The organism is Brevibacillus sp. AG162, assembly GCF_006715575.1.
Lineage (GTDB): Bacteria > Bacillota > Bacilli > Brevibacillales > Brevibacillaceae > Brevibacillus > Brevibacillus brevis.
Map to the genome: position 1 here is coordinate 1 of NZ_VFNO01000012.1, position 21,849 is coordinate 21,849.

At 49.8% G+C, this 21,849-nt stretch carries 23 protein-coding genes; 6 read left to right on the forward strand and 17 right to left on the reverse strand.

The window, feature by feature from the left end:
* Window positions 1–286: 286 nt before the first annotated feature.
* The 3 genes from FB479_RS25895 to groES all read right to left on the reverse strand — a co-directional run bounded on the left by FB479_RS25895 (window position 287) and on the right by groES (window position 3,386).
* Entirely contained in the window at window positions 287–1,303 is a 1,017-nt protein-coding gene (locus tag FB479_RS25895) for an HAD family hydrolase (protein ID WP_255438675.1), read from the reverse strand.
* 111 nt (window positions 1,304–1,414) lie between these two features.
* A complete protein-coding gene (groL, locus tag FB479_RS25900; RefSeq protein ID WP_047074052.1) occupies window positions 1,415–3,046 on the reverse strand; it encodes a chaperonin GroEL in 1,632 nt (543 codons plus the stop codon).
* A 55-nt stretch (window positions 3,047–3,101) separates the two neighbouring features.
* The gene (gene groES, locus FB479_RS25905) at window positions 3,102–3,386 is read right to left on the reverse strand and encodes a co-chaperone GroES (RefSeq protein WP_007721023.1); all 285 of its coding nucleotides are present in this window, start codon (window positions 3,384–3,386) and stop codon (window positions 3,102–3,104) included.
* A 264-nt stretch (window positions 3,387–3,650) separates the two neighbouring features.
* On the opposite strand from groES, the gene FB479_RS25910 reads away from it, so the two are divergent.
* The gene (locus FB479_RS25910; protein ID WP_142067203.1) at window positions 3,651–4,970 is read left to right on the forward strand and encodes a CAP domain-containing protein; all 1,320 of its coding nucleotides are present in this window, start codon (window positions 3,651–3,653) and stop codon (window positions 4,968–4,970) included.
* Between the two features lie 66 nt (window positions 4,971–5,036).
* Here FB479_RS25910 and FB479_RS25915 read toward each other — a convergent pair whose 3' ends face one another.
* The 6 genes from FB479_RS25915 to FB479_RS25940 form a co-directional block, all read right to left on the reverse strand.
* Window positions 5,037–5,456, reverse strand: coding sequence for a hypothetical protein (locus tag FB479_RS25915; RefSeq protein WP_142067204.1), 420 nt, complete (start codon window positions 5,454–5,456; stop codon window positions 5,037–5,039).
* A gap of 109 nt (window positions 5,457–5,565) precedes the next feature.
* Window positions 5,566–6,342 (reverse strand): twin-arginine translocase subunit TatC, encoded by a 777-nt coding sequence (gene tatC, locus FB479_RS25920; protein ID WP_047074049.1) that lies wholly within the window; start codon window positions 6,340–6,342, stop codon window positions 5,566–5,568.
* A 21-nt stretch (window positions 6,343–6,363) separates the two neighbouring features.
* Window positions 6,364–6,729 carry a twin-arginine translocase TatA/TatE family subunit gene (gene tatA / locus FB479_RS25925; RefSeq protein WP_142067205.1) on the reverse strand — a complete coding sequence of 122 codons (366 nt, stop codon included), beginning with the start codon at window positions 6,727–6,729 and terminating at the stop codon, window positions 6,364–6,366.
* A gap of 61 nt (window positions 6,730–6,790) precedes the next feature.
* Window positions 6,791–7,792 carry a molybdopterin-binding protein gene (locus FB479_RS25930; RefSeq protein WP_016740771.1) on the reverse strand — a complete coding sequence of 334 codons (1,002 nt, stop codon included), beginning with the start codon at window positions 7,790–7,792 and terminating at the stop codon, window positions 6,791–6,793.
* On the reverse strand, window positions 7,786–8,301 hold the full coding sequence (locus tag FB479_RS25935; protein ID WP_106652707.1) for a MogA/MoaB family molybdenum cofactor biosynthesis protein: 516 nt from the start codon (window positions 8,299–8,301) through the stop codon (window positions 7,786–7,788). The genes FB479_RS25930 and FB479_RS25935 overlap by 7 nt, the downstream gene beginning before the upstream one ends.
* A 131-nt stretch (window positions 8,302–8,432) precedes the next feature.
* Entirely contained in the window at window positions 8,433–9,011 is a 579-nt protein-coding gene (locus FB479_RS25940) for a 5-formyltetrahydrofolate cyclo-ligase (protein ID WP_106652706.1), read from the reverse strand.
* 107 nt (window positions 9,012–9,118) lie between these two features.
* Here FB479_RS25940 and FB479_RS25945 point away from each other — a divergent pair, with 107 nt between their 5' ends.
* Complete coding sequence (locus tag FB479_RS25945; protein WP_106652705.1) at window positions 9,119–11,053, forward strand: ABC-F family ATP-binding cassette domain-containing protein; 1,935 nt, start codon at window positions 9,119–9,121, stop codon at window positions 11,051–11,053.
* 8 nt (window positions 11,054–11,061) lie between these two features.
* On the opposite strand, the gene FB479_RS25950 is transcribed toward FB479_RS25945, so the two are convergent.
* Entirely contained in the window at window positions 11,062–13,299 is a 2,238-nt protein-coding gene (locus FB479_RS25950) for a hypothetical protein (RefSeq protein WP_142067206.1), read from the reverse strand.
* A 243-nt stretch (window positions 13,300–13,542) separates the two neighbouring features.
* Here FB479_RS25950 and FB479_RS25955 point away from each other — a divergent pair, with 243 nt between their 5' ends.
* Window positions 13,543–14,124 (forward strand): sigma-70 family RNA polymerase sigma factor, encoded by a 582-nt coding sequence (locus tag FB479_RS25955; RefSeq protein ID WP_142067207.1) that lies wholly within the window; start codon window positions 13,543–13,545, stop codon window positions 14,122–14,124.
* The gene (locus FB479_RS25960) at window positions 14,096–14,596 is read left to right on the forward strand and encodes a DUF3600 domain-containing protein (protein ID WP_142067208.1); all 501 of its coding nucleotides are present in this window, start codon (window positions 14,096–14,098) and stop codon (window positions 14,594–14,596) included. The genes FB479_RS25955 and FB479_RS25960 overlap by 29 nt, the downstream gene beginning before the upstream one ends.
* Before the next feature lie 53 nt (window positions 14,597–14,649).
* Here FB479_RS25960 and tsaD read toward each other — a convergent pair whose 3' ends face one another.
* The 6 genes from tsaD to FB479_RS25990 form a co-directional block, all read right to left on the reverse strand.
* Window positions 14,650–15,732: a tRNA (adenosine(37)-N6)-threonylcarbamoyltransferase complex transferase subunit TsaD gene (tsaD, locus tag FB479_RS25965; protein ID WP_106652701.1), complete on the reverse strand. Its 1,083-nt coding sequence runs from the start codon at window positions 15,730–15,732 to the stop codon at window positions 14,650–14,652.
* Window positions 15,732–16,187, reverse strand: coding sequence for a ribosomal protein S18-alanine N-acetyltransferase (rimI, locus tag FB479_RS25970; protein ID WP_106652700.1), 456 nt, complete (start codon window positions 16,185–16,187; stop codon window positions 15,732–15,734). The genes tsaD and rimI overlap by 1 nt, the downstream gene beginning before the upstream one ends.
* 4 nt (window positions 16,188–16,191) lie before the next feature.
* Window positions 16,192–16,914 carry a tRNA (adenosine(37)-N6)-threonylcarbamoyltransferase complex dimerization subunit type 1 TsaB gene (tsaB, locus tag FB479_RS25975; RefSeq protein ID WP_106652699.1) on the reverse strand — a complete coding sequence of 241 codons (723 nt, stop codon included), beginning with the start codon at window positions 16,912–16,914 and terminating at the stop codon, window positions 16,192–16,194.
* Window positions 16,895–17,365 carry a tRNA (adenosine(37)-N6)-threonylcarbamoyltransferase complex ATPase subunit type 1 TsaE gene (tsaE, locus tag FB479_RS25980; protein ID WP_048036252.1) on the reverse strand — a complete coding sequence of 157 codons (471 nt, stop codon included), beginning with the start codon at window positions 17,363–17,365 and terminating at the stop codon, window positions 16,895–16,897. The genes tsaB and tsaE overlap by 20 nt, the downstream gene beginning before the upstream one ends.
* 5 nt (window positions 17,366–17,370) lie before the next feature.
* The gene (thiL, locus tag FB479_RS25985) at window positions 17,371–18,387 is read right to left on the reverse strand and encodes a thiamine-phosphate kinase (protein ID WP_142067209.1); all 1,017 of its coding nucleotides are present in this window, start codon (window positions 18,385–18,387) and stop codon (window positions 17,371–17,373) included.
* Window positions 18,388–18,485: 98 nt separating this feature from the next.
* Entirely contained in the window at window positions 18,486–18,947 is a 462-nt protein-coding gene (locus FB479_RS25990) for a SprT family protein (RefSeq protein WP_142067210.1), read from the reverse strand.
* A gap of 125 nt (window positions 18,948–19,072) precedes the next feature.
* On the opposite strand from FB479_RS25990, the gene FB479_RS25995 reads away from it, so the two are divergent.
* Both FB479_RS25995 and cmpA read left to right on the forward strand, forming a co-directional pair.
* A complete protein-coding gene (locus FB479_RS25995; protein ID WP_106652696.1) occupies window positions 19,073–19,411 on the forward strand; it encodes a hydrolase/acyltransferase in 339 nt (112 codons plus the stop codon).
* A gap of 76 nt (window positions 19,412–19,487) precedes the next feature.
* Entirely contained in the window at window positions 19,488–19,610 is a 123-nt protein-coding gene (cmpA, locus tag FB479_RS26000) for a cortex morphogenetic protein CmpA (RefSeq protein WP_012684250.1), read from the forward strand.
* 25 nt (window positions 19,611–19,635) lie between these two features.
* Here the strand turns inward: cmpA and FB479_RS26005 are convergent, their stop codons facing one another.
* Window positions 19,636–21,798, reverse strand: coding sequence for a Tex family protein (locus FB479_RS26005; protein ID WP_142067211.1), 2,163 nt, complete (start codon window positions 21,796–21,798; stop codon window positions 19,636–19,638).
* Between the last annotated feature and the right edge of the window lie 51 nt (window positions 21,799–21,849).

Genomic DNA, 21,849 nt, shown 5'->3' on the forward strand with positions numbered 1-21,849 from the left:
AAACTCTCCAATAAAGTTTGTTACTGGTTCAAAGCTGGCAAATCATTTAATGATAGACTCATTAACGCTTTCGCTGTTCAGTTTTCAAAGAGCATATCGTTCTTTTCTTTCGTCGTTAGCGCTTGTGGCGCCGACCTTTTAAACTATATCAGATCTTCTTTTGAAAATCAAGGGTTATTTTTAGGAGTTCGAAGTTTTTTTCATTCTCTCTAAAATTCCCTTCAAAAGCGACAAGAGTTATCATACCAAGCCGGAAACAAAAATGCAAGCAATTTTACCTAGAATTTTATCCCATCTCCTGTTTAGCCAGAACAGACAGGAATTCTCCCATAGAACAAATAACAATTCGCGGCATGAAAAGCTCCGGAAGCTCTGACAATAATGGATTCTTGCACTCCCTCCTCCACTTCTCCAAGCAAAACATCCGCATTCCGTGATCATTTGCACGCATATGCGGTTGGAGCCTCAACAATTCCTCTGGCAATTTTCGTTCTATTAATATAGAGGTTACATGACTGCGGTTAGCAAGATGAATGTCGTGATCCAAGCGATCTCCTACATGAGCAATTACTTCTCCCGACAGTTTTTGCAGAATTGCTGGGTCAGGCTTGCCCGTACCAGCTCGTTCTGGCGTAACTATCTCATCAAAGTACTCCAGCAAGCCTAATGCCTCCATTACTGGTACCTGAAACTTGTAAAAGCCATTTGTGACCACTGCCAATGAAAAACCCAGCTTCTTTATCTCCTCGAGCATCTGAAGAATTCCACCCTCGAGCAAATTAACCTTGGGTATTACAGAGTGTTTACGAACCAGGGATTCAATATCAATCTTTTTTTCTATACTCAATGCATCACATCTACTAACAAGGATATCATCCCAATCATACGCTTCTACATAGCGTTCTTGGTACATACGCCGTTCATGCTCGGTTACCATTTCTGAAACAATATCGTACTCTCTTCCCAACTGACTGGAGATTACACGCGCAATCTCTGGAAATACCCATGTTCCAAACGGGTTTTGCATCAAGGTTCCATCCAGATCAAAGCTAATCCAGCGTTTGCCCATTTTATCGCCCCCGACATAAGTCCTTCGATAAATTACTTGGAAGCAAATCATTGCAATGATGATATCGTCAAACTGGCAAAAAGCATATTCCACACCGCGTACGTATTCCCCAAATAGTGTAAGCACACCTAACGGAATGGTGCTTGATTCTTCGCTCTTTAAAAAAGTTAGCGGGTAAATGAAGTCATCCCACAATCCGATCAGATGAACTATCCCTTCGATCGCCACCCTCATTGGTAGTATTAAGCCAAGTATAAAGTAAAGCTGCATCTACATAAGATATGCACAAAAAAAGAGACAGACGATTTGTCTGCCTCTCTTTGAAGAAAGCGATGAGCCGCTTTCTTACATCATGCCCATACCGCCCATGCCACCCATATCTGGCATGCCCATAGGAGCTTTGTTTTCTTCTGGTTTGTCAGCAATTACTGCTTCTGTAGTCAGGAACATAGCCGCTACAGATGCTGCGTTGGACAGTGCGGAGCGAGTAACTTTCGCTGCGTCAACGATACCAGCTTCGAGCATGTTTACATACTCTTCAGTTGCAGCGTTGAAGCCGATGCCCACTGCTTCTTTTTTCAGACGCTCTACGATTACAGAACCTTCGAGTCCTGCGTTCGCAGCGATTTGACGAACTGGCTCTTCCAGGGAACGGAGTACGATTTGTACACCTACAGCCTCTTCGCCACCTACGTTGATCGCTTCAACCGCTTTGATTGCGTTGATCAAAGTAGTACCACCACCAGGTACGATACCTTCTTCTACTGCTGCGCGAGTAGAGTTCAGAGCGTCCTCGATGCGGAGCTTTTTCTCTTTCAGTTCGGTTTCAGTAGCTGCACCGACTTTGATTACTGCTACGCCGCCAGCCAATTTAGCCAGACGCTCTTGCAGTTTTTCACGATCGAAATCGGAAGTAGTATCTTCGATTTGTTGACGGATTTGCGTTACACGGCTCTCGATGGAAGCCTTGTCGCCAGCACCTTCAACAACAGTTGTGTTTTCTTTTGTAACCACGATTTTACCAGCGCGGCCCAGTTGCTCCAGCTTAGTGGATTTCAGGTCCAGACCCAGCTCTTCTGTGATTACTTCGCCGCCAGTCAGAGCAGCGATGTCTTGCAGCATAGCTTTGCGGCGATCGCCGAAGCCAGGAGCTTTAACCGCTACAGCTGTGAAGGTACCACGCAGTTTGTTCACTACGAGAGTAGCGAGCGCTTCGCCTTCAACATCTTCAGCGATGATCAGGAGTGGTTTGCCGCTTTGTACGACTTGCTCCAGTACAGGCAGAACTTCCTGGATGTTGGAGATTTTTTTGTCAGTGATCAGGATGTAAGGGTTGTTCAGAACCGCTTCCATCTTGTCAGTGTCAGTGATCATGTAAGGGGAAGCGTAGCCACGGTCAAATTGCATACCTTCTACTACTTCCAGCTCTGTTACGAATCCTTTGGATTCTTCAACAGTGATTACGCCATCTTTACCCACTTTTTCCATTGCTTCAGCGATCAGGTTACCTACTTCTTGATCGTCAGCGGAAATCGCAGCTACTTGCGCGATAGAGGATTTGTTCTCAACCGGCTTCGCGATGGATTTGATTTCTTCTACAGCTGCACGAACTGCTTTTTCCATACCACGGCGGATAACCATTGGGTTAGCGCCAGCAGTTACGTTTTTCAGACCTTCACGGATCATAGCTGCAGCAAGTACAGTTGCAGTTGTTGTACCGTCACCAGCGATGTCGTTGGTTTTGGTAGCAACTTCTTTAACCAGTTGCGCACCCATGTTTTCGTAAGCATCTTCCAGCTCGATTTCTTTCGCGATCGTTACACCGTCGTTTGTGATCAACGGAGAACCGAATTTTTTCTCAAGAACCACGTTACGGCCTTTTGGACCGAGGGTTACTTTAACCGCATTTGCCAAAGTTTCAACACCGCGGAGCATGGAGCGGCGAGCGTCTTCAGAGAATTTGACTTGTTTTGCCATCTAAACTCAACCTCCTGTTATGTGTTTATTCGTTCGACTTCCTATGTTAAGAGCCTTAACCGATGATCGCGAGGATATCGGATTCGCGCAGCACGAGGTATTCCTTGTTGTCTACCTTTACTTCAGTACCAGCGTATTTGGAGAAGATTACTTTATCGCCTTCTTTTACTTCCAAAGCGATGCGCTCGCCGTTGTCAGCAACACGGCCAGAACCTACTGCGATTACGCGGCCTTCTTGCGGTTTTTCCTTTGCAGAATCAGGCAAAACGATACCGCTTGCAGTCGTTTCGTCTTTGGAGATAGCTTCGATTACCACACGGTCACCCAATGGCTTAAGCACTAAAAACACCCTCCTCAAAAAATGTAGGTAAACAAATTTACGTTGTTAGCACTCGACTGTTATGAGTGCTAACACCCAATTCCTATAATAATGAATCACTATGTACTTTGCAAGTAGTTTCCCTCACTTTTTTCCATTTGCAACTGCTTGACTCCTCTTCCTCCTATTAAATTGCATTCTCTAGCAAAAAGGTTCTAGTATTCGGACACGCTCATATAAATGAAACATAGAATCAGGCAAGCTCGCCAAGGAGGGAATCGTTCCATGCACAAATGGCTCTGGATTGGCTTAATTGCCCTGGGAGTCTTGGGAATCAGCCGTCTCTTCACTTCGGATACTACTTCCTTTATACGGGTCAACCTTAACCCAGCCTCCATCTATTGGGATGGCCGTGAAATCGTCGAAAGTGAAAATCCCGGGTACTACACGGAGGAAGGCAAGGTAATACCAGCCTCCTTAGAATACAAAGGAACGCTATATGTACCTCTGCCCATGATCAGTCGCCACTTGAATAAGCCTATCGGTTGGGACGAAACTTCTCAAACCACTTGGGTCGGTCAACCTCCTGCATTCTCCGTCGGACAGCCTGAAAAACAGACTACACCCGATGCAGTCCCGGCCTCTCTGCCGCTTCCCCAAAATCCTGCAACGAACAAACCACCTGCCACACCCATTCGAGAGGAGAAGCCTAACACGATTTTTGACATAGGTCTCGGCATGTCTTCTGAGGAAGTATACAAGCTATTAGGTGAGCCTGCCCGCAAAGAGCCAAGCAGTCTCGGCTATCAATGGTGGGTGTACAATCGCGAGCCTGCCCGCTACATTCAAGTCGGCATCGCAAATGACAAAGTCGTCGATGTGTACTCGCTCGCTCCGACAGCAAAGCTCGGAAACATCGGCGTTGGCACCAGCCAGCAATCACTCGAGCGTCAGATGGATGTACAAAACATTGTTTCTTTCTCTTTTCAGGGGGCCCATATCCAGATTACCAATCAAAAGCAGCAACGCCCTCTTGTCATGAAAGACGGCACTCCCTACATGTATTACTTGGACAAGCAAAATGGCAACAAGGTCACCGCCGTACGTATGATGGATACGCAAATGCTGTTGCGCGGCAGTTTTTACGAAACGAAGTGGACCTATCAAGGCCAGGCCCCCAATTTTGATCCCCCGCCGCTTCGTGTCGGTGAACGAGAGCAGGTCAATGCAGCATCTGAGCGCCAAATCCTCGATCTGGTCAATGTCTCCCGCTACCGGTACAAGCTTCCGCCCCTTCAATGGAACGAAAAAGCTGCCGATGTGGCACGAAAACACAGCATGGACATGGAGGGCAACAATTTCTTCGATCACATCTCTGCGACTACCGGGAGTAATCCTTTTGACCGCATGAAAAGTGCATCTCTCGCTTACAGCATGGCCGGAGAGAATATTGCAGCAGGCTACACGGATGCCATCGAAGCCCATGAAGGCTGGATGAACAGTCCAGGCCATCGCAAAAACGTACTCGAAAAAGGCTTCACCCAGTTAGGAGTGGGCGTATATACAGACTACTTCACCCAAACCTTCCTCACTCCCATGAAATAATCGAAAGCCCGGTTTCGTCGCTTTTTATGGACGACCGGGCTTGTTTTTGCAAGAAGAAGCGCCACTTTACGGCAATTTCACCTGCTCCCTCAGATGGTCAACTTTTTCGGTAAACTCCACAACGACCGTTTCGTATTCTTTCGTGTGCAGAATCAGCCACGGACGACGCTCCCCTTTTTTGGGCATGATGACAAACATCTCTGCAATCATCGCATCGAGATTCGCGGATTTTAGCTTTATCGGCTTTGGGGGGACTAGCGGAATTTTTACGATCATGGCGGAATCCAACGATGGATTAAACTCCAAGACCCGCCCACTCACACTCTGCAAAATTTGCTGGGCTTCCTCCTGAAATCCAGCTGTATTTTCAAAGCTAGCCACAACGTGCTGCTTGTCCGTATCAAACAGTTCGATAGGCTCCCCCAGCCCGGCGGCATTCGCAGTACTCCCAGAAAAGAGCAACGCCAAACATACGATCAGCCACAATATTCAGCACCTCCCGGATCATAACGTCTGTAGTATTTCCCAATTTCTGCTGGAATACCAAAAAAGTCCTCTGCCACTCAGGACAGAAGACTTTTCTCATGCTCGCTCGTTATTGAACGGGTTCGTTTGTTTCCAAACTGCCGTATTCTTGTTCCCACGCTTCTTGTTCTTTTAATTGCTTGCGATAAACAACGCGGGATAGCCAAATGCTCAGCTCGTACAGCAGCAGCAAAGGGATAATCACGAGAATATCGCTGACAATCTCAGGAGGCGTCAAGGTGATTCCGACGACAGCCAGTGCAAAGTAAGCGTAGCGTCGTGCCTTTGCCAGCCTCATTGGATTGAGGATGCGCAGTCTCGTCAGGAACATGACGATAATCGGCAGCTGGAACAGTATCCCGAACGGAATGACCATATTAAACATAAAGCCAAAGTATTGCGCGATTCCGTAGTTCGGGTCTGCGCCCATCGACGCTGTAATACTGGTCATAAACTGCATGACCATCGGGAAAACAACGTAATAGCCAAACAGGATACCAACGATAAATAGAAAACAAGCCGCCGGGATGAAGTAAAGCGTCCCCCGCTTTTCCTGTACTTCCATCCCCGGAGAAACAAAACGCCAAACGTGATAAAGTGCTACAGGCAGTGTGATGACAGCGCCCACTAGGAAGGCAACCTGCATGTAAACACGAAGTGCGTCTGACGGATGCAACGAGACAATGGGCACGCCATCCGCAATCGGTTCTTGCTTTAAATAATCCACGAGTGGACCGGCGAGGAAAAAACCGACGATCAATGCGACAATAAACACGGCCAGCACCCATATGATGCGCTTGCGCAGTTCCGTCAGGTGTTCTACCACTGTCATTTCCTGATCCTTCATGGTAACCACCAACCTTACCTGTTACGCGTTCTTCTGCTCTTTTTCCATTTGCAGGCGCTCTTGCTCCAGCTTTTCGCGGATTTCTTTTTCCAAGCGCTCGCGTTCCATTTTTTCACGAACTTCGCGTTCAATTCGCTCCCGCTCCGCTGCTTCCTTCTCAGCGACAACCGGCGCTGTTTTGGCAGACGCTTCTTTGGAAGCTAGCTCTTTGCGCTTTTTCTCCTCATCGTCGTCTTCATCGTCGCTTGTCAGACTACGTGTAGCATTTTTGAATTCTTTCAAAGTATGACCTACCGCACGCCCCAATTCTGGAAGCTTTTTCGGACCAAAAAGCACCAAGGCTAAAACTAAAATTAAGATTAATCCAGGAATCCCGATTGAGCTCATACGTGTTCACTCCTTTTTCTTGTGAAGTCGTTTGCTTTTCGTTATTTGCCAGTCTAACCAGCTAGCACTTTCGTAAACCACCATATCCGAGTCTTGTCATATCGGAAGCCACAATTCGCTCCCCAGCCAAAATGCGCGGCAAAAATACATCAAAGGAAGTAAACGTTTCATGCATGACCGCTCCCGGCAATCCGAGAATCGGCACTTCGCCTTTGTAAGCAACCATCAGCATGGAGCCCGGCAGCATCGGTGTACCGTAACGCACTACTTCCGCTCCTACTCCTGCAATCGCTCCCGGCGTGCGGTCATCTGGATCGACAGACATGCCCCCCGTGACCAGGATCAGATCGACCCCTTCATCGAGGAACGAGTGAATCTGCTGTTCGATCGCTTCCTTGTCATCTGGCGCAAAACGCTGGTCTACGACAGTAGAGCCGAGAGCTTCCACCTTGTTTCGAATGACAGGACCGAACTTGTCTGCAATCCTGCCAGAGAAAACTTCTCCCCCGGTCGTAACAAGTCCCACTCTTTTATCCTGAAACGTTTTTACTTGGACAATCGGTTCGTCAAACTGTTTGGCCAGCTGCTCCAGCTCGATGATTCGAGACTCTTCCATAATTAACGGGATGATTCTCGTAGCCGCCAATGTATGTCCCGGATGCACGACCTGATCGCCGTAAATCGTGGAGAACGCAATTCCTTCAAGCTTGTTCAACGCATGGACAGCTTCCTCGTTGATTTTGGCTAAACCTGTTCTCGCGGCCTTCATCGACACCTTGCCCTCATAAGGAGGCGTCAAGGTCAAGCCTGATCCAGAAACAGCCTTCGCGATTCGAATGCCCGCTTCTTCCTCATGGATGTAGCCTTCTGGCATCTCCAGCACATAAATATGCTCTTTGCCAATGGACAACAGCGGCTCAATATCCGCTTCGGTGACAACATGTCCTTTTTTAAACAAGCGCCCTTTGAATTCTCCAGGCAAAATTTGCGTCATATCGTGAGGAAGCATCATTCCGATCGCTTCACGCACTGGCACTTCCCGCATCTGAGGTTTTTCTACCAATGCAATCCTCCCCAATCTTCGTTTGCTTCTCCCGTCCCTTGCAAAATGTGCAAAGCGTCCGACAGCATATCGCCAATCGCATTGAAACAGATTTCTACGCCTCTCGGGTTACCAGGGAGGTTGATAATCAACGAATTACCCCTGGTTCCCGCAACTGCACGTGTCAGCATCGCACGGCGGGATTGCTTCAAACCAGCACGGCGCATTTCTTCGGCCAAGCCTGGGACTGGTCTGTCAATGACCCACGCTGTCACTTCTGGCGTAACGTCACGCGGGCTAAGCCCCGTGCCACCCGTAACAATCAACAGATCGCATTTTTCGCGGTCTACGAGCTCAATCATATGTTCTTGCAAATCTTCCATATCATCACTAACGGCACGGTATACAGCGACATCTACTTGAAGCCATTCCCTTGTCAGATGACGAACGATTGGCATACGATCGTCCACACGATCTCCTCTGGCAATCGAATCACTTGCAGAAATAACGCCTACCTTCCATTTGCTCACGATACATTCCTCCGGTTTCTCATTCGATAGTATTGTACACTTTTCTGTCAAAAACGTCTCGTCGTTTTTCCTTGGGGGATAGCACCATTCGCGACAGTAGAAGGCATGTAAAAGCTGCTGACACAAAACATTCAAAAATGCAGAAGACCTTTTTCGGTGACAACTGCATTCAGCAAAACATCATGAGACTCTAGGGGCACATGCTCCACGACCTGAATAGAGAAGCCGACTCCAACCAAGAACGGGAGCTTTTTCAGCGTTGCCAGAAAACGGTCATAATAACCACCGCCATACCCCATTCGCCCGCCCTTGCTGTCAAAAGCAACGCCTGGAACAATGATCGCATCCAAGTGTGATACGTCCGCTTCCTCTGCCAAGGCAGGGTCTGGCTCCCAAATTCCGTAGACTCCCTGCTTTAGCATTTCTGGGCCTGTATACCGATAAGGAATGAGACGTCTCTCGGCAATGTTTGTGAGCGGCAGCCATATGTCTTGGCCTCGCTTTTTTGCCTCATGTAGAAAGGGCAGAATATCCAGTTCATCTCCAAAAGGATGGAAAGCCATGATTGCTTTGGCATCAGCCAGCCTTTCATGAGACAGCAAATGATCGCATGCCTCTCTGGAAAACTGCTCCCGTTCCTTTGCAGACATGGATTTGCGTCTCTCCAAAATATGGCTTCGCAGCTGTTTTTTATTCGTTTTTTGGTCCATGACAACCTCTTCCCTCTTTCATAACGTGCTTGGGACATTCCCACGAGGCTTGTCCCATGCGCTCTCTCTAGGCTACACTGGCATTAGTATATAAAGAGGTGAATCCGATGATTTTGCTACAAGCTGAACATATAGAAAAAACGTATGGTATCGAAACCATTCTACAAGACATCTCCCTGCAAATTCAAACCGGGGAACGGGTTGGCCTGGTTGGCGTAAACGGTGCAGGCAAATCGACTCTGATGAAGATCCTCGCCGGCGAGCTAAGCTACGACAAAGGAATTATCCGCATCCCAAAGGATGTAACCCTTGGGTATTTGGCACAAAACAGCGGTCTTGAATCGGAACGATCGATTTGGGATGAGCTGTTGAGTGTTTTTTCCCATCTGCAAAAAGAAGAGCTGGAGCTTCGTGAGCTCGAGGCCAAAATGGGCGATCCGGCTATACTGGCTGATGAGAAGCGTTACCAGCAACTGTTGGAAAATTACTCTCACCGCTCGGAGGCCTTTAAGGAAAAGGGCGGCTACAGCTACGAGGGTGCGATTCGTGGAGTATTGCACGGCCTACGATTTGCGGACTTCGATTACACGACGCCGATCCGCACATTGAGCGGCGGACAGAAGACTCGTCTGGCACTTGCCAAGCTGCTGCTCCAATCTCCGACCATTCTCCTGCTCGATGAGCCGACGAACTACCTGGACATCGAGACGCTGACTTGGCTGGAGACGTATTTGCAAAACTATCAGGGCGCCATTCTCGTAGTCTCCCATGACCGTTACTTCCTGGACAAGCTCGTGACCGTTGTCTATGAAATCGAACGGACACGCGCTACCCGCTATGTCGGTAACTACAGCCGCTTCCTTGATGAAAAAGCGGCTCGGCTCGAACAGGATTTGAAGCGATTCGAAAAGCAGCAGGAAGAGATCGCCAAGCTGGAGGATTTCATCGCGCGAAACATCGCTCGGGCTACGACGACCAAACGAGCACAGAGCCGGCGCAAGACGTTGGAAAAGATGGACCGCTTGGACAAGCCGATTATGAACAACAAATCCGTCCACTTCTCCTTTGATGTGGCGAAAATGAGCGGCACCATCGTGATGAAGGCAAACAACGTTGCGATTGGCTACCCGGATGCTGTTCTTTCTCAGGGCCTTACGTTTGAAATCGAACGCGAAGAGCGTGTGGCCTTGGTCGGTCCCAATGGTATCGGGAAATCGACGCTGTTAAAAACGATTGTGGAACAGTTGCCTAAGCTGCGCGGCGATATTCATTTCGGAAGCAATGTAACAATCGGGTACTACGACCAGGAGCATCGTAACCTGAACGAACGGAATACAGTGCTCGGCGAAATTTGGGATGAATATCCGAACATGCTGGAAAAGGACGTCCGTACCTTGCTCGGCAACTTCTTGTTTAGCGGTGATGATGTACAAAAGAAGATCAGCGACCTTTCTGGAGGAGAGCGTGCACGCGTCTCCCTCGCAAAGCTCATGTTAAAGCAAGCAAACTTCCTGATCTTCGACGAGCCGACGAACCACTTGGATATTTTCAGCAAGGAAGTGCTCGAGAACGCCCTCTACGATTATCCGGGTACGATCCTGTTCGTCTCCCATGACCGTTACTTCTTAAACAAGATTGCCACACGCGTCCTAGAGCTGACAGGTGATGGCGTGACCAGCTATTTGGGTAACTACGATTACTTCGTGGAGAAAAAGCAGGAACTGGAAGAGCTCGCAGCCGAACAAGCAGCGCAGCCCGCAAAAAAACAAGGCGGTACCGTAGCGGCACAGCCTGAGAAATCCTCTTATGAGCTAGATAAGGAAGCGAAACGTCGTGAGCGTCAACGTCAGCGCCGTTTGGAAGAGATTGAGGTCTCGATCCAAAAACGAGAGGCTGACATTGTCAGATGGGAAGAAGAACTCTGTCTCCCAGAAATTTATAGCGATCATGTGCAGGCAAAAGAACGCAACGATCAAATCCAGGCTGCCAAAGAAGAGCTGGAGCAGTTGTATGACGAGTGGAGCGCGCTATCAGAGGAGTAGTCTCCTCTTCACGTAGAACAGCGCTCCTGCGCAGGCTCCTCCAAGGCGGCATAGAGAGCAGGAATCACCAGAAAGGTAGTGCAGGTGGCTGCTGTGACGATGCCGGAGTCATTGAGGATCAGCCCAGCCAGTGCACCGGCAATGACACCAGCAAAGCCTTTGATTAAGTAAGGCGCGTCCTTCGCCAGATGGTGCAAAAAGCGGTCGTTTTTCAAGGTGAGAACGCCTAGAGCAATCAGGGAGACGACAAATGCTTTGCTCCAAATGGAAACACGAATCAAACGGAGATTCATCGCCAGCTTGCGTTCAATCATCTGCCCCACCTCGGACCATTCCCCATGTACAATCTGCTGAGAAAGCCGTCCGACATGGGTCAAGGGCTGATCTGACATGAGACTGATCGCCATCAAACTGCATACACCCATAACCAGGCCGCCTGCCAACAGCAGGAGGCCTTTTTTGCCGATTCGCCAGCCCTCAAGCCGTGACAATGCCACGGAAAAACCGATCAGCCCCGCAAGAAAACCCCCTGCATCTGTTCCTAGGCTCGGTGCCACCATGTAGTACAGCACGACACTGAATATGGCTGTGGAGACAGCAGGCAACCATTTATTTTCCCGACCTAGATCCTTTTGTCCCCCACGCATTCTCTCGTACAGCGAAGCCACAAGCATGATCGTACTGCCGATCAGGACCCCTTCGTATTCATTTCCTAGCCCGTAAAACCTCGCTCCGATTACCGGATCATACCCGAGGTACGATTGCCGCATCAAATGAGCGCCAGTCCATCCGTCCACCAGCAGAATGGCTGTCGTGACTCCGCTAACCGTCATCACGATTCGCGAGAGAGCATGAGCTTCCTGCCAAAAAGCTGCGATCAAGGCAGTCATGATCAGTCCCCCCAAGACAACCGCGCCAGAAACCTGCCAGTCGAGCAGGCTCTCTGCCAAAAGCAATGCGGGAAACCACAATAAAGCCAGCAGCGCCAGACGTATTCCTCTACGAAGCCACAAAAGGCCTGCCCCTTCTCTCTTCCGCCCAAACCACCAGAGAACGACCGCACATCCTACAATGACAATCTGCAGCATGACGTAGGTATAGAGCACTGCTGGCCGTGTCGCATACGTATGATGAATTTCGCCTACCTGATTCTGAAGGGCAGTGAGACCCTTCCCTTTTTCGATACGTATGACATGACCAGCCAACCCTTTTGGTACGGGTACATCCAGCCAAGACAGTATGCTTGGTACCATATCCAGTCCACTGACTAATCCCGCTTGCCTCGTGGTAGCTGATGTCAAAACTCCACTCGCTTTCTCTCCCCAAATGAACACGGGAGATAAGAGAGCCTTTTCTTTTGTCGCCACATGATTGACGGCTGGCGATGCCAATACAATGCGTTGGTGTGGTTTACGTTCCACAAGGAGCTGGTTAAGGAAAAGGGACAAGTCCCGCAAAACACGCTGATATTGCCAGGAAAACTGACCTGGGTCCATATCCGTACTCAACTGGTATAACCGGGATAAATCTGAGAGTTGAGCAATAATCAAGCCCGCTTGACGCTCGCTGTGGATTTTCTCAAGCAAGTAAGCATAGTTTGTCTTGATCCCGTACGGATAGCCACGAAGGAGCTCCATGCTTTTTGTAGAAATGTCCCCTGTCGGAACCCTTCCTTGCTGATCCATTGCAAATAGAACGGCATGTCTCTGCCGGGTATCCTCATAGTCACCGTTTCCATATAAAGCAACCGGAATGTGGTTTGCAGCAAGCACCGTTCCAAGAAGCCCGATTTGCGCAGAATACGGTTTCTCCCGATTATCTGCCAAGAGCCGAAAAATACCCGGAAAAATGATCGAGGAGCGCGCCACCTCCTGCGCCTGATCACTGCCCAGCTCTTCCGCCCGTTCACCGGCTGTTTCCCTGGACGAGAGCGCTTCATACGGATGATAGCCTGTCCCGCTCTTTTCAGAGTAAAGCGCTTGACCGCCGCTCCCCATGAGCAGGTAGCCGTTCGCGGCCATTCGCGATCCGGGTGTTCTTATGGACAGAGCCCCAGCTCCTGCACCATCCAACCATTTATCCACAGTTGATAACTTTTTGAGCTGCTCCAGATCATGAAACGACATCCCCTCCACAAACAGCATGATGACTTGTTGTTTTTCCTTTGCTATCAATGGATTTCCTATATTTGTAGCCAGAAACAATATCAGGAATGACAAGCAAATCAACGCGAGTTTCTTTCTCACGAGTCTCCCTCCTGTTGATAACTCGACTTTTTTATCCACATTTTCCACAGAACAATCCACAGAGCACATGCGGTTTTCCCGGTCATTTTCTCGTGTTATCACCAGTATTCACAGGAGTCTATGTGAACAATCCAGAAAGTTATCCTATGATGTGGATAAATCATAGTAGAGGGACGGAAACAACTGAACCTTTTTGCCTCTGTTAGCGAATATAGGGATGTAATACGTTCTGGAGGGGCCCCCATGAATGATAAAGAGTTGCTCCCTTGGCTGGAAAAAATGCTGACGGGAGACGAAGCAGCTTTTCGCGTCGTTTATCAAGCTACGCACACCGATGTTCATCGTACGATCGCTTTTCTTGTCTACAACAAACAAGACATCGAAGACATAGTGAATGAAACCTATATTCGTATGTGGCGTTCTTTTCACACCTATGATCAGAGTCGGCCGTTTCGCTTTTGGCTTCACGGGATCACCGTCCGTCAGGTGCAGGACTGGAAAAGGAAAGCTTGGCGAAGAATACGGCTCTTTGAACGAAACCGCCTTATGCACGATGAGCAATTTGATTGGGCAGATTCCACAGTGATCAAATCTGAGACACAGCTTGAATTGCTCGGAATGGTTCGTACACTTTCGTACAAGTTACGCCTCGTGGTCATTCTGCGCTATTTTCACGATTATGCTCTGGATGAAATCGCCGAGTTGCTGCAAATCCCGCTCGGTACCGTGAAATCCAGGCATCATCTGGCACTGAAGGCACTACGCAAGCATTGCGAATTATCGGGAGGAGACTCTTATGTCCATAGACAAACAACTACGCGATGAGCTTCTTCAACATGCTGAATCGTTGAAAACCCCACCCGAAATCGAGAGTCGTGTGTACCTCTCCTATCAAAATGACTTCTTGCAAAAGAAAGGGAGATTATTCATGAAAAAACGTTTGGTAAGTGGAATCATAGCAGTGGCTATCCTGATCCCAACTGCGGCCCTGGCTACTCCTTATTTGGCTGATCAAATCTTCGGGTCATCGCAAACCATCATCGAGCGTGGTGGCACACAGGAGGATTATCAGGAAATCGAGAAATTCTTTCAGGAAGCGAAAAGTAAGCTGACTGAAGAAGAGTACGCGGAGTTTTCGGCGATCATGAAGCAACTCATGGATCTGAAAATAAAGATTACGGATGAAAACGGGGTCATGCACGAGGATCAGCTGACTGCTGAGGAACGGAAGCAGTTTGAAGAGATACTCCCCCAAAAAGCTGCACCCTTTTTCGAAAAGGTGCGTGGCGACAAGTAACAAAAAAGAAAGGGACTATCCGGCTTGGATAGTCCCTTCTTGCATTTTTACATCTATTGCTCAGAAAGCGACAAGCTTGGGACTCCGTTCAAATCAAGCCCCTCAAACTGTCCTTTTTCATACTTGATAAAGCCTGCTGCCGCAATCATCGCAGCGTTGTCTGTGCATAACGAGAACGGAGGAATCACGAGAGGAATTCCTTCTGCCTCGCATCTCGCTTGCAGTCTCTCACGCAGTCCACGATTCGCCGCCACACCGCCCGCCAGCAATACCTGCTTCGCTCCATGAGAACGGGCTGCACGAATTGTCTTTTCTACGAGCACTTCCGTTACAGAGTCTTGGAAGCTGGCAGCCAGATTCGCCGGTTCGATCGTCTCTCCTCGCTGAGCTGCATTGTGCAACGTATTGAGCACAGCTGACTTCAAGCCACTGAAGCTGAAATCGTAGGAGTCTGGCTCCAGCCATGAACGAGGGAGCGGTACATTTGCCTCCCCTTCATGTGCGAGGCGATCAATATGAGGTCCGCCTGGATACGGCATATTCAACGCTCGTGCTACCTTGTCATACGCTTCCCCTGCCGCGTCATCTCGCGTTTCCCCCAAAATCTCGAACTGACCGTGCTCCTTCATCCAGACAAGCTCTGTATGCCCGCCCGATACAACGAGTGCGATCAGCGGAAACTCCATTTCTTGCACCAGACGATTCGCGTAAATATGACCCGCGATATGATGCACTCCAATCAGCGGGATGCCTCTGGCCATGGAAATGGCTTTTGCTGCTGCCACGCCGACTAACAGGGCTCCGACAAGCCCAGGCCCGTACGTCACCGCAATTGCCTGGATGTCATCCAACGTTTTTCCGGCCTCGGTCAGTGCCTCTTCAATGGTAAGCGTAATATTCTCTACATGTCTGCGAGAAGCCACCTCCGGCACGACTCCGCCAAACCTTTTATGGATATCGGCTTGGGAAGCGATGACGTTCGACAGCACCTCTCGGCCATCACGGATGACAGCAGCCGCTGTCTCGTCGCAGCTTGTTTCAATTCCTAAAATATAAGTAGGAGCACCTGATTCCCTATGTGCTTCGTATTTTTGCTGTATGCGCTTCTCGTAGCGCGACGTATACGTCTTGTTCATTACAATGTCACCCACATAATGATTGCGTCCTCATTGTTATCCGAATAATATCCCTTGCGTCGCCCATGCTCTTTGAAGCCGAGCTTGATATACATGTTCCGTGCGACTGTGTTCGAAGGTCGAACTTCCAGCGTCATGCTATGGGCACCCTGCATCTTGGCAACACCCATCATTTTAATCATCAGTGCCAATCCAACCTTTTTTCCGCGATATAGTGGATGGACGGCGATATTTGTAATATGTGCCTCATCGATCACGATCCACATGCCGCAGTAAGCGATAATCCGATTTTGGTGGACGACGACTACATAGCGTGCATTTGGATTTCTCGTCAGCTCGTTGACAAATGCATCATGCGGCCATGGAGTTGTAAAAGCCAAGCGCTCCAGCTCTGCCACAGCCCCAACGTCCTGCATCGTCATATAACGATATTCCAAATCGATTGGTTGACTCATGCTTTTACTCCTTTACGGCCCCCGCCTGCTTTTGGGCAAGCCACTTCGCTTCTGCTTCTGCCAGTTGCAAATACTCCGGAACCAGTTCATGCGCATTGCCGCCGTCTTGTAGCTTGCGCAGTGCCACATAGCCGATATGGGCAGCACGCGGGTGATTGAAAGCTGGAGAAGCAAATTGCGCCTGATTCCCGAGCTCTTGCACAATCGTCTCCCGATGCAGCCTTACATCTTCACCCAAGAACAAGATCGGCTCTCCTTGCGCCAGGTCTCGCAACAGTGGCAGCCATTCTCGCAACAGGATGATTTGTTCTGCGGACTGCGCTCGCACCGCCTCCATGCCATGGGAACGATAACAGCCGGTATACACTTGACCTCTGCGCGCATCGAACAGCGGCACAATCAATCCAGAGAAGCCTGTGGCATTCATGGCAATTACCTCCAGACTGGATACACCAATGACTGGCACATTCAGTGACCAAGCCATGCTTTTCGCAGAGGCAACGCCGATTCTCACGCCTGTATAGGAACCCGGTCCGTTTGCCACCCCGAAACCGCTTAGTTCCTCTGGCGCTGTTCCTGTTGCATCGAGCAGTTCACTGACGCAGTCCATCAAACGCACGGAATGGTTTTTTTGTTGGTTTGTCGTCATTTCGGCCAAGACCCGCTCTTCCTCTACCACAGCTACACTTAGCACCAGATTCGATGTATCAATCGCCAGTACGCGCATCAAAATCAAACTCCTCACACAATTTCACATAACGATTCCCTTGAGGAACCAGCTCGATCATGCGCTGTTCCTCTCCTTCTCTACGCAGGAAGACGGTCATCCGATCTGTTGGCAGGACATCCTCGATCAAAGAGGCCCACTCTACAACACAGACACCTTCTCCAAAAAAGTAATCGTCCAGTCCCAGAGAGTCTGGATCATCGCCTACCCGGTAGACATCCATATGATAAAGCGGCAAGCGCCCCTGATATTCTTTTATGATAGTAAAGGTCGGACTGTTCACTACTTGTCGGACTCCTAGTCCTTTGGCCAACCCTTGGGTAAAAGTCGTCTTGCCCGCTCCCAGATCTCCCTCCATCGCGAGGAAGTCCCCCGGCTCAAGCAGACCTGCCAGTTGCTCGGCAAAGCGCTGCGTCTCCTGCGCTCCCGTGAGCCTCCATGTATAGCTCATCTCTTTCATCCACTCCTAAAATGGTTGAATCCCGCTTTGGGCAACGGGAGCTGTTGATCATCGCGCTGAAGCATCAATTCTGGCTCATGCGTTTTTGCTACCACTTCACCGATGACAGTAAACGGTACACCACTAGCGGCAAATTGCTTGCTTACGGCTTCGTAGTGACTTTTCGCAAGCGTTCCGACCAATTGATAATCTTCACCGCCATAAAAAGCCCACTCCAGCGGATCTTTCTCTACGAGCCGTGCATACTCCCGGACTTCGTCATGGATCGGTACCGTTGCAGCATCGACCAAGATTGATACGCCGCTCGCCTCGGCAATCTCCCACAGCTCTGATGCAAGTCCATCACTTACATCATTCAGCGCGCTGCATGCCCCTGATTCCAGCAGCAGTCTGCCCGCCTTTATTTGGGCAACGGGACGCTGATGAGCATCCATCAATGTCTCCCAAGGTAAAGAGTCGCCCCTTTCAGCAGTCTCGCCCTGCAGGAGAAGATGTAGTCCTGCTGCAGAAGTTCCGACATGCCCTGTAACAAAAACAAGCTGCCCAGGCTTTGCCTGAGAACGACGAATGGCACGCCCTTTTTCCACCTCGCCCAACACGGTAACACTCAAGTGCAGGGCATCAGGCGCAGAAACGGTATCGCCACCTATGACACGAACTCCATATGTCTGACAAGCCTCGTAAATCCCTTCATAGATTTGCTGGCATTCGTCAGGCGTCCATTGCGGACTTACCGCGATACTGACAAGCGCATACCGGGCAACCCCGCCCATTGCTGCAACATCGCTCACATTGCTGATAACAGCCTTATATCCGATATCACTAGGATTCATCGTTTTCTTCAAAAAATGAACCGTCTCCACCATCGCATCGCAACAAGCCACGACTTCCATTTCTGGCGCTGGGGAGAAGACAGCGGCATCATCCCCTATCCCGACGGTCAAACCGTTCCCTTCCTGCCCCGCAGAACGACTCGTCCATTGCCGGATCAGGGAAAATTCGTCGTGTGCCACTTCAAACGCTCCTTTTCCTTCGCGGAAAACATTTTTCGTCTGTTCATTATACCCCTGCTGTCAAAAGACGCGCAAGAAAGCCAAGCGCCTCTGACTCTTTACGTCGTTAGCTCGCGCAGCAGCAGCTTTCCTTTGCAGCGTCCGCAGCGATAGCGGCTCGGGTTCATCTTTCGTTTGCGTTTGTAGCTCATGCCACATGCCTTGCATACCAGCTCGTAGCGATAAGGCAGGGTCGTCCGACCGTTTCCTACCTGTTGGCAGTATCGGCTTCCCCCCACCTGACGCAGAAGCAGTTGAAAATCCTGATCAGCGTGACGATACCCGCGCTTTTCTATGTGCAAATGATAATGGCAAAGCTCATGCTTAATGATCGCAATCAATTCCTCCACACCATGCTCCTGCAAATGCTTCGGATTCAATTCAATGTCATGCGAGCGCAGCAAATACCTCCCGCCAGTCGTGCGCAATCTGCTGTTAAAGCGGGCCTGATGGCGAAAGGGCTTGGCAAAAAATTCGCTGGATATCTGCTCTACCAGCATTTGCAGTTCCGTATCGGTCATCTCATCTCCTCCGCTTCCTTCCTTTCACCATAGCAGTTCCAGTTGAAAAGTGCCAGACAGATAGGCTACACTATGTGCAAATAAACGGTCATATCTAAACGGTAGACAGAATGGTGGAGGAGCTCATGCGCTATTTGTTGTTGCAGTCCAGTGACGGACTACAGTTTGTCTCGTTGCCCGAAACGCATATGTACCAATTAATCGCTCTATTGAAACGACTTTACAAGGAAATTGACAAATTGACGATCACAGAGCGCCCAGAATTGCCTACGGTTTTGGCAGACTGTGCGGATGTGGAACGGTTAGAGAGCGGGCTTTCGCTCGTAGATGGTTTGGAGTACGTCAGTGGTCTGGAGCGCCGCTTCGCTGCCCTACAAGAAACAGAGTATCCGCTCATCTCTTTATTGACAGAGATCCGTGCCCTGCAAGCCCAATTGGAGTATTTGCATGAAGAAGAAGAGTAAATAAAAATTCTAGGCACCTCCTGCTCGTCTCGGCGCATACATTGCCTATAGACGAATATCTCCAGGAGGTACTTTCATGCCACAATGGATGCGCAGGCAGTTGCAACGTGCCTTTAATGGGAAGGACGTTCGCCAAATTCGAGTGCTCAACAGTTGCTGGTTCTTATATTTGGAAAAAAATGGCGGCCGCCCTGACTGACAGGGGGCCGCCTTTTAGTTCATTCTTATCCTTCCGTTGGCGCGATCATGGTCATCCCTACACGCTGACGTTTCTCGTCAATTTCTACTACCCATACATCTACGATATCGCCAACGGTCACTACTTCAAGTGGATGTTTCACAAAGCCCTTTTTCAAACGGGAAATGTGCACGAGCCCGTCGTTTTTCAGACCGATATCCACAAACGCTCCGAAGTCGACCACGTTGCGTACAGTACCTTGCAGCTTCATACCCACACTCAGATCAGACAGCTGGAGGACATCACTTCGCAAGAGTGGTTTTGGCAGCTCGTCACGCGGGTCGCGACCAGGACGCAAGAGGCTGTCCACAATGTCTTGCAGCGTAGGCTCGCCAATCCCGAGCTTCGCAGCGGTCTCTTTTACATCCAGAGACTGCACGCGTTCCTTGCAGTTCTCACTGCCGATCTCCTGAGCACTAATGCCCAGCATCGACAATAGCTGGTGGGTCGCCTCGTACGATTCCGGGTGAATCGGCGTTTTGTCCAGTGAATTCGCACCGTCCATCACACGGAGAAACCCGATACACTGCTCATACGTTTTAGCACCCAAGCGCGGAACCGCCTTCAACTGGGAGCGCTCCGTGAACTTCCCGATCTCGTCCCGTTTTTTTACAATATTCCCCGCCACTTGACGGCTGATTCCTGATACATACTGCAATAGAGAAGGAGAAGCAGTATTCACATCTACCCCGACATGGTTCACGGCAGACTCCACCACAAACTGCAGACTGTCTGCCAGCCTCGATTGGGAAACATCGTGCTGGTACTGACCAACCCCGACGGACTTCGGATCGATTTTGACCAACTCCGCGAGCGGGTCCTGCAAGCGACGCGCGATCGAGGCCGCACTTCGCTCTGCTACATCCAGGTCCGGGAATTCTTCCTTGGCCAGTGTGGATGCGGAATACACAGATGCACCTGCCTCGTTGACGATGATGTACATCACCTCTCGCTTCAGCTCTTTCAGTAGCGTAGCAATGAACTGTTCTGTCTCGCGCGAAGCAGTACCGTTCCCAATCGCCACAACCGTAACCCCATAGGTTTCGATCAACTGCTTCACTTTCACTGTAGCTTCTGCCACTTTATTGGCCGGAGGAGTCGGATAAACGACAGCAACCTCCAGCAGTTTCCCGGTTTCGTCTACAACGGCGAGCTTACAGCCTGTCCGAAACGCAGGATCGACCCCAAGTACGACTTTGCCTTTTACAGGAGGTTGAAGCAGCAAATTGCGCAGGTTTTCTGCAAAGATGTGAATAGCACGTTCCTCTGCTGCCTCTGTCAGCTCGGCGCGCACCTCTCGTTCAATAGAAGGTGCAATCAGACGCTTGTACGCGTCCTCGACTGTCAAAGTCAGCAGATCGCGGGCAACGGTATCACGAGGAATGGTTCGTTTTTGCATCCAAGCCAGAATCTCTGCGACAGGCGCTTCAATGGAAACCTTCAAGATGCCTTCATTTTCTCCCCGATTGATGGCCAGTACCCGATGGGGAACGACCTTTTTCAGAGGCTCACTATATGCGTAATACATTTGGTATACATTTTTCTCGTCTGCTTCTTCGGCTTTCTGCTCTGTCAGAAGCAATCCTTTTTGCACGGAGCGTTGGCGAACCCACTGGCGAATTTCTGGGTCATCAGACAGAAGTTCCGCCACGATGTCCATTGCTCCTTGCAGAGCTTGCTCAGTCGTCTCTACGCCTTTTTCCGGGTTGATGTATGGTTTTGCTTCTTCTTCCGGATTCCCGGTTTTCGGTAAGCTCATGAGGTAGTTGGCAAGCGGCTCTAGCCCCTTCTCCTTGGCCATGGTTGCACGCGTGCGGCGTTTTTGGCGGTAAGGGCGGTACAGGTCCTCTACCTCTTGCAGCTTTGTCGCACGCTCAATAGCTGTGCGCAGCTCGTCCGTCAGCTTGCCTTGCTCATCGATGAGCCGAACGACCTCTTCCTTCCGCACTGACAGGTTGCGTAAATAGCGAACGCGTTCCTCAATCGCTCGAATTTGTGTTTCATCTAGCTGCCCCGTCATTTCTTTGCGGTAGCGGGCAATAAAAGGAACCGTGTTTCCATCATCCAGGAGGGCAACCGTGCGCTCCACCTGGTGAGGTTTGACACCCGTATCTTGGGCGATTGTCTGGATCATCAACGTAAGCTCCATACCTGTCCTCCTGCGCTCATTCTTCGTCGTTTATTGTACCACATTTGCTAA

Excerpts from the sequence above, each read along its gene's own strand:
- FB479_RS25945 (WP_106652705.1), top strand. The coding sequence starts at position 9,119 with ATGATTTTGCTACAAGCTGAACATATAGAAAAAACGTATGGTATCGAA.
- FB479_RS25990 (WP_142067210.1), bottom strand. The coding sequence starts at position 18,947 with ATGACCGATACGGAACTGCAAATGCTGGTAGAGCAGATATCCAGCGAA.
- tsaD (WP_106652701.1), bottom strand. The coding sequence starts at position 15,732 with ATGAACAAGACGTATACGTCGCGCTACGAGAAGCGCATACAGCAAAAA.
- FB479_RS25995 (WP_106652696.1), top strand. The coding sequence starts at position 19,073 with ATGCGCTATTTGTTGTTGCAGTCCAGTGACGGACTACAGTTTGTCTCG.
- tsaE (WP_048036252.1), bottom strand. The coding sequence starts at position 17,365 with ATGAGCTATACATGGAGGCTCACGGGAGCGCAGGAGACGCAGCGCTTT.
- tatC (WP_047074049.1), bottom strand. The coding sequence starts at position 6,342 with ATGAAGGATCAGGAAATGACAGTGGTAGAACACCTGACGGAACTGCGC.
- FB479_RS25955 (WP_142067207.1), top strand. The coding sequence starts at position 13,543 with ATGAATGATAAAGAGTTGCTCCCTTGGCTGGAAAAAATGCTGACGGGA.
- rimI (WP_106652700.1), bottom strand. The coding sequence starts at position 16,187 with ATGAGTCAACCAATCGATTTGGAATATCGTTATATGACGATGCAGGAC.
- FB479_RS25960 (WP_142067208.1), top strand. The coding sequence starts at position 14,096 with ATGTCCATAGACAAACAACTACGCGATGAGCTTCTTCAACATGCTGAA.
- groL (WP_047074052.1), bottom strand. The coding sequence starts at position 3,046 with ATGGCAAAACAAGTCAAATTCTCTGAAGACGCTCGCCGCTCCATGCTC.
- tatA (WP_142067205.1), bottom strand. The coding sequence starts at position 6,729 with ATGAGCTCAATCGGGATTCCTGGATTAATCTTAATTTTAGTTTTAGCC.
- FB479_RS25940 (WP_106652706.1), bottom strand. The coding sequence starts at position 9,011 with ATGGACCAAAAAACGAATAAAAAACAGCTGCGAAGCCATATTTTGGAG.
- cmpA (WP_012684250.1), top strand. The coding sequence starts at position 19,488 with ATGCCACAATGGATGCGCAGGCAGTTGCAACGTGCCTTTAATGGGAAG.
- FB479_RS25895 (WP_255438675.1), bottom strand. The coding sequence starts at position 1,303 with ATGAGGGTGGCGATCGAAGGGATAGTTCATCTGATCGGATTGTGGGAT.
- tsaB (WP_106652699.1), bottom strand. The coding sequence starts at position 16,914 with ATGCGCGTACTGGCGATTGATACATCGAATCTGGTGCTAAGTGTAGCT.
- FB479_RS26005 (WP_142067211.1), bottom strand. The coding sequence starts at position 21,798 with ATGGAGCTTACGTTGATGATCCAGACAATCGCCCAAGATACGGGTGTC.
- FB479_RS25910 (WP_142067203.1), top strand. The coding sequence starts at position 3,651 with ATGCACAAATGGCTCTGGATTGGCTTAATTGCCCTGGGAGTCTTGGGA.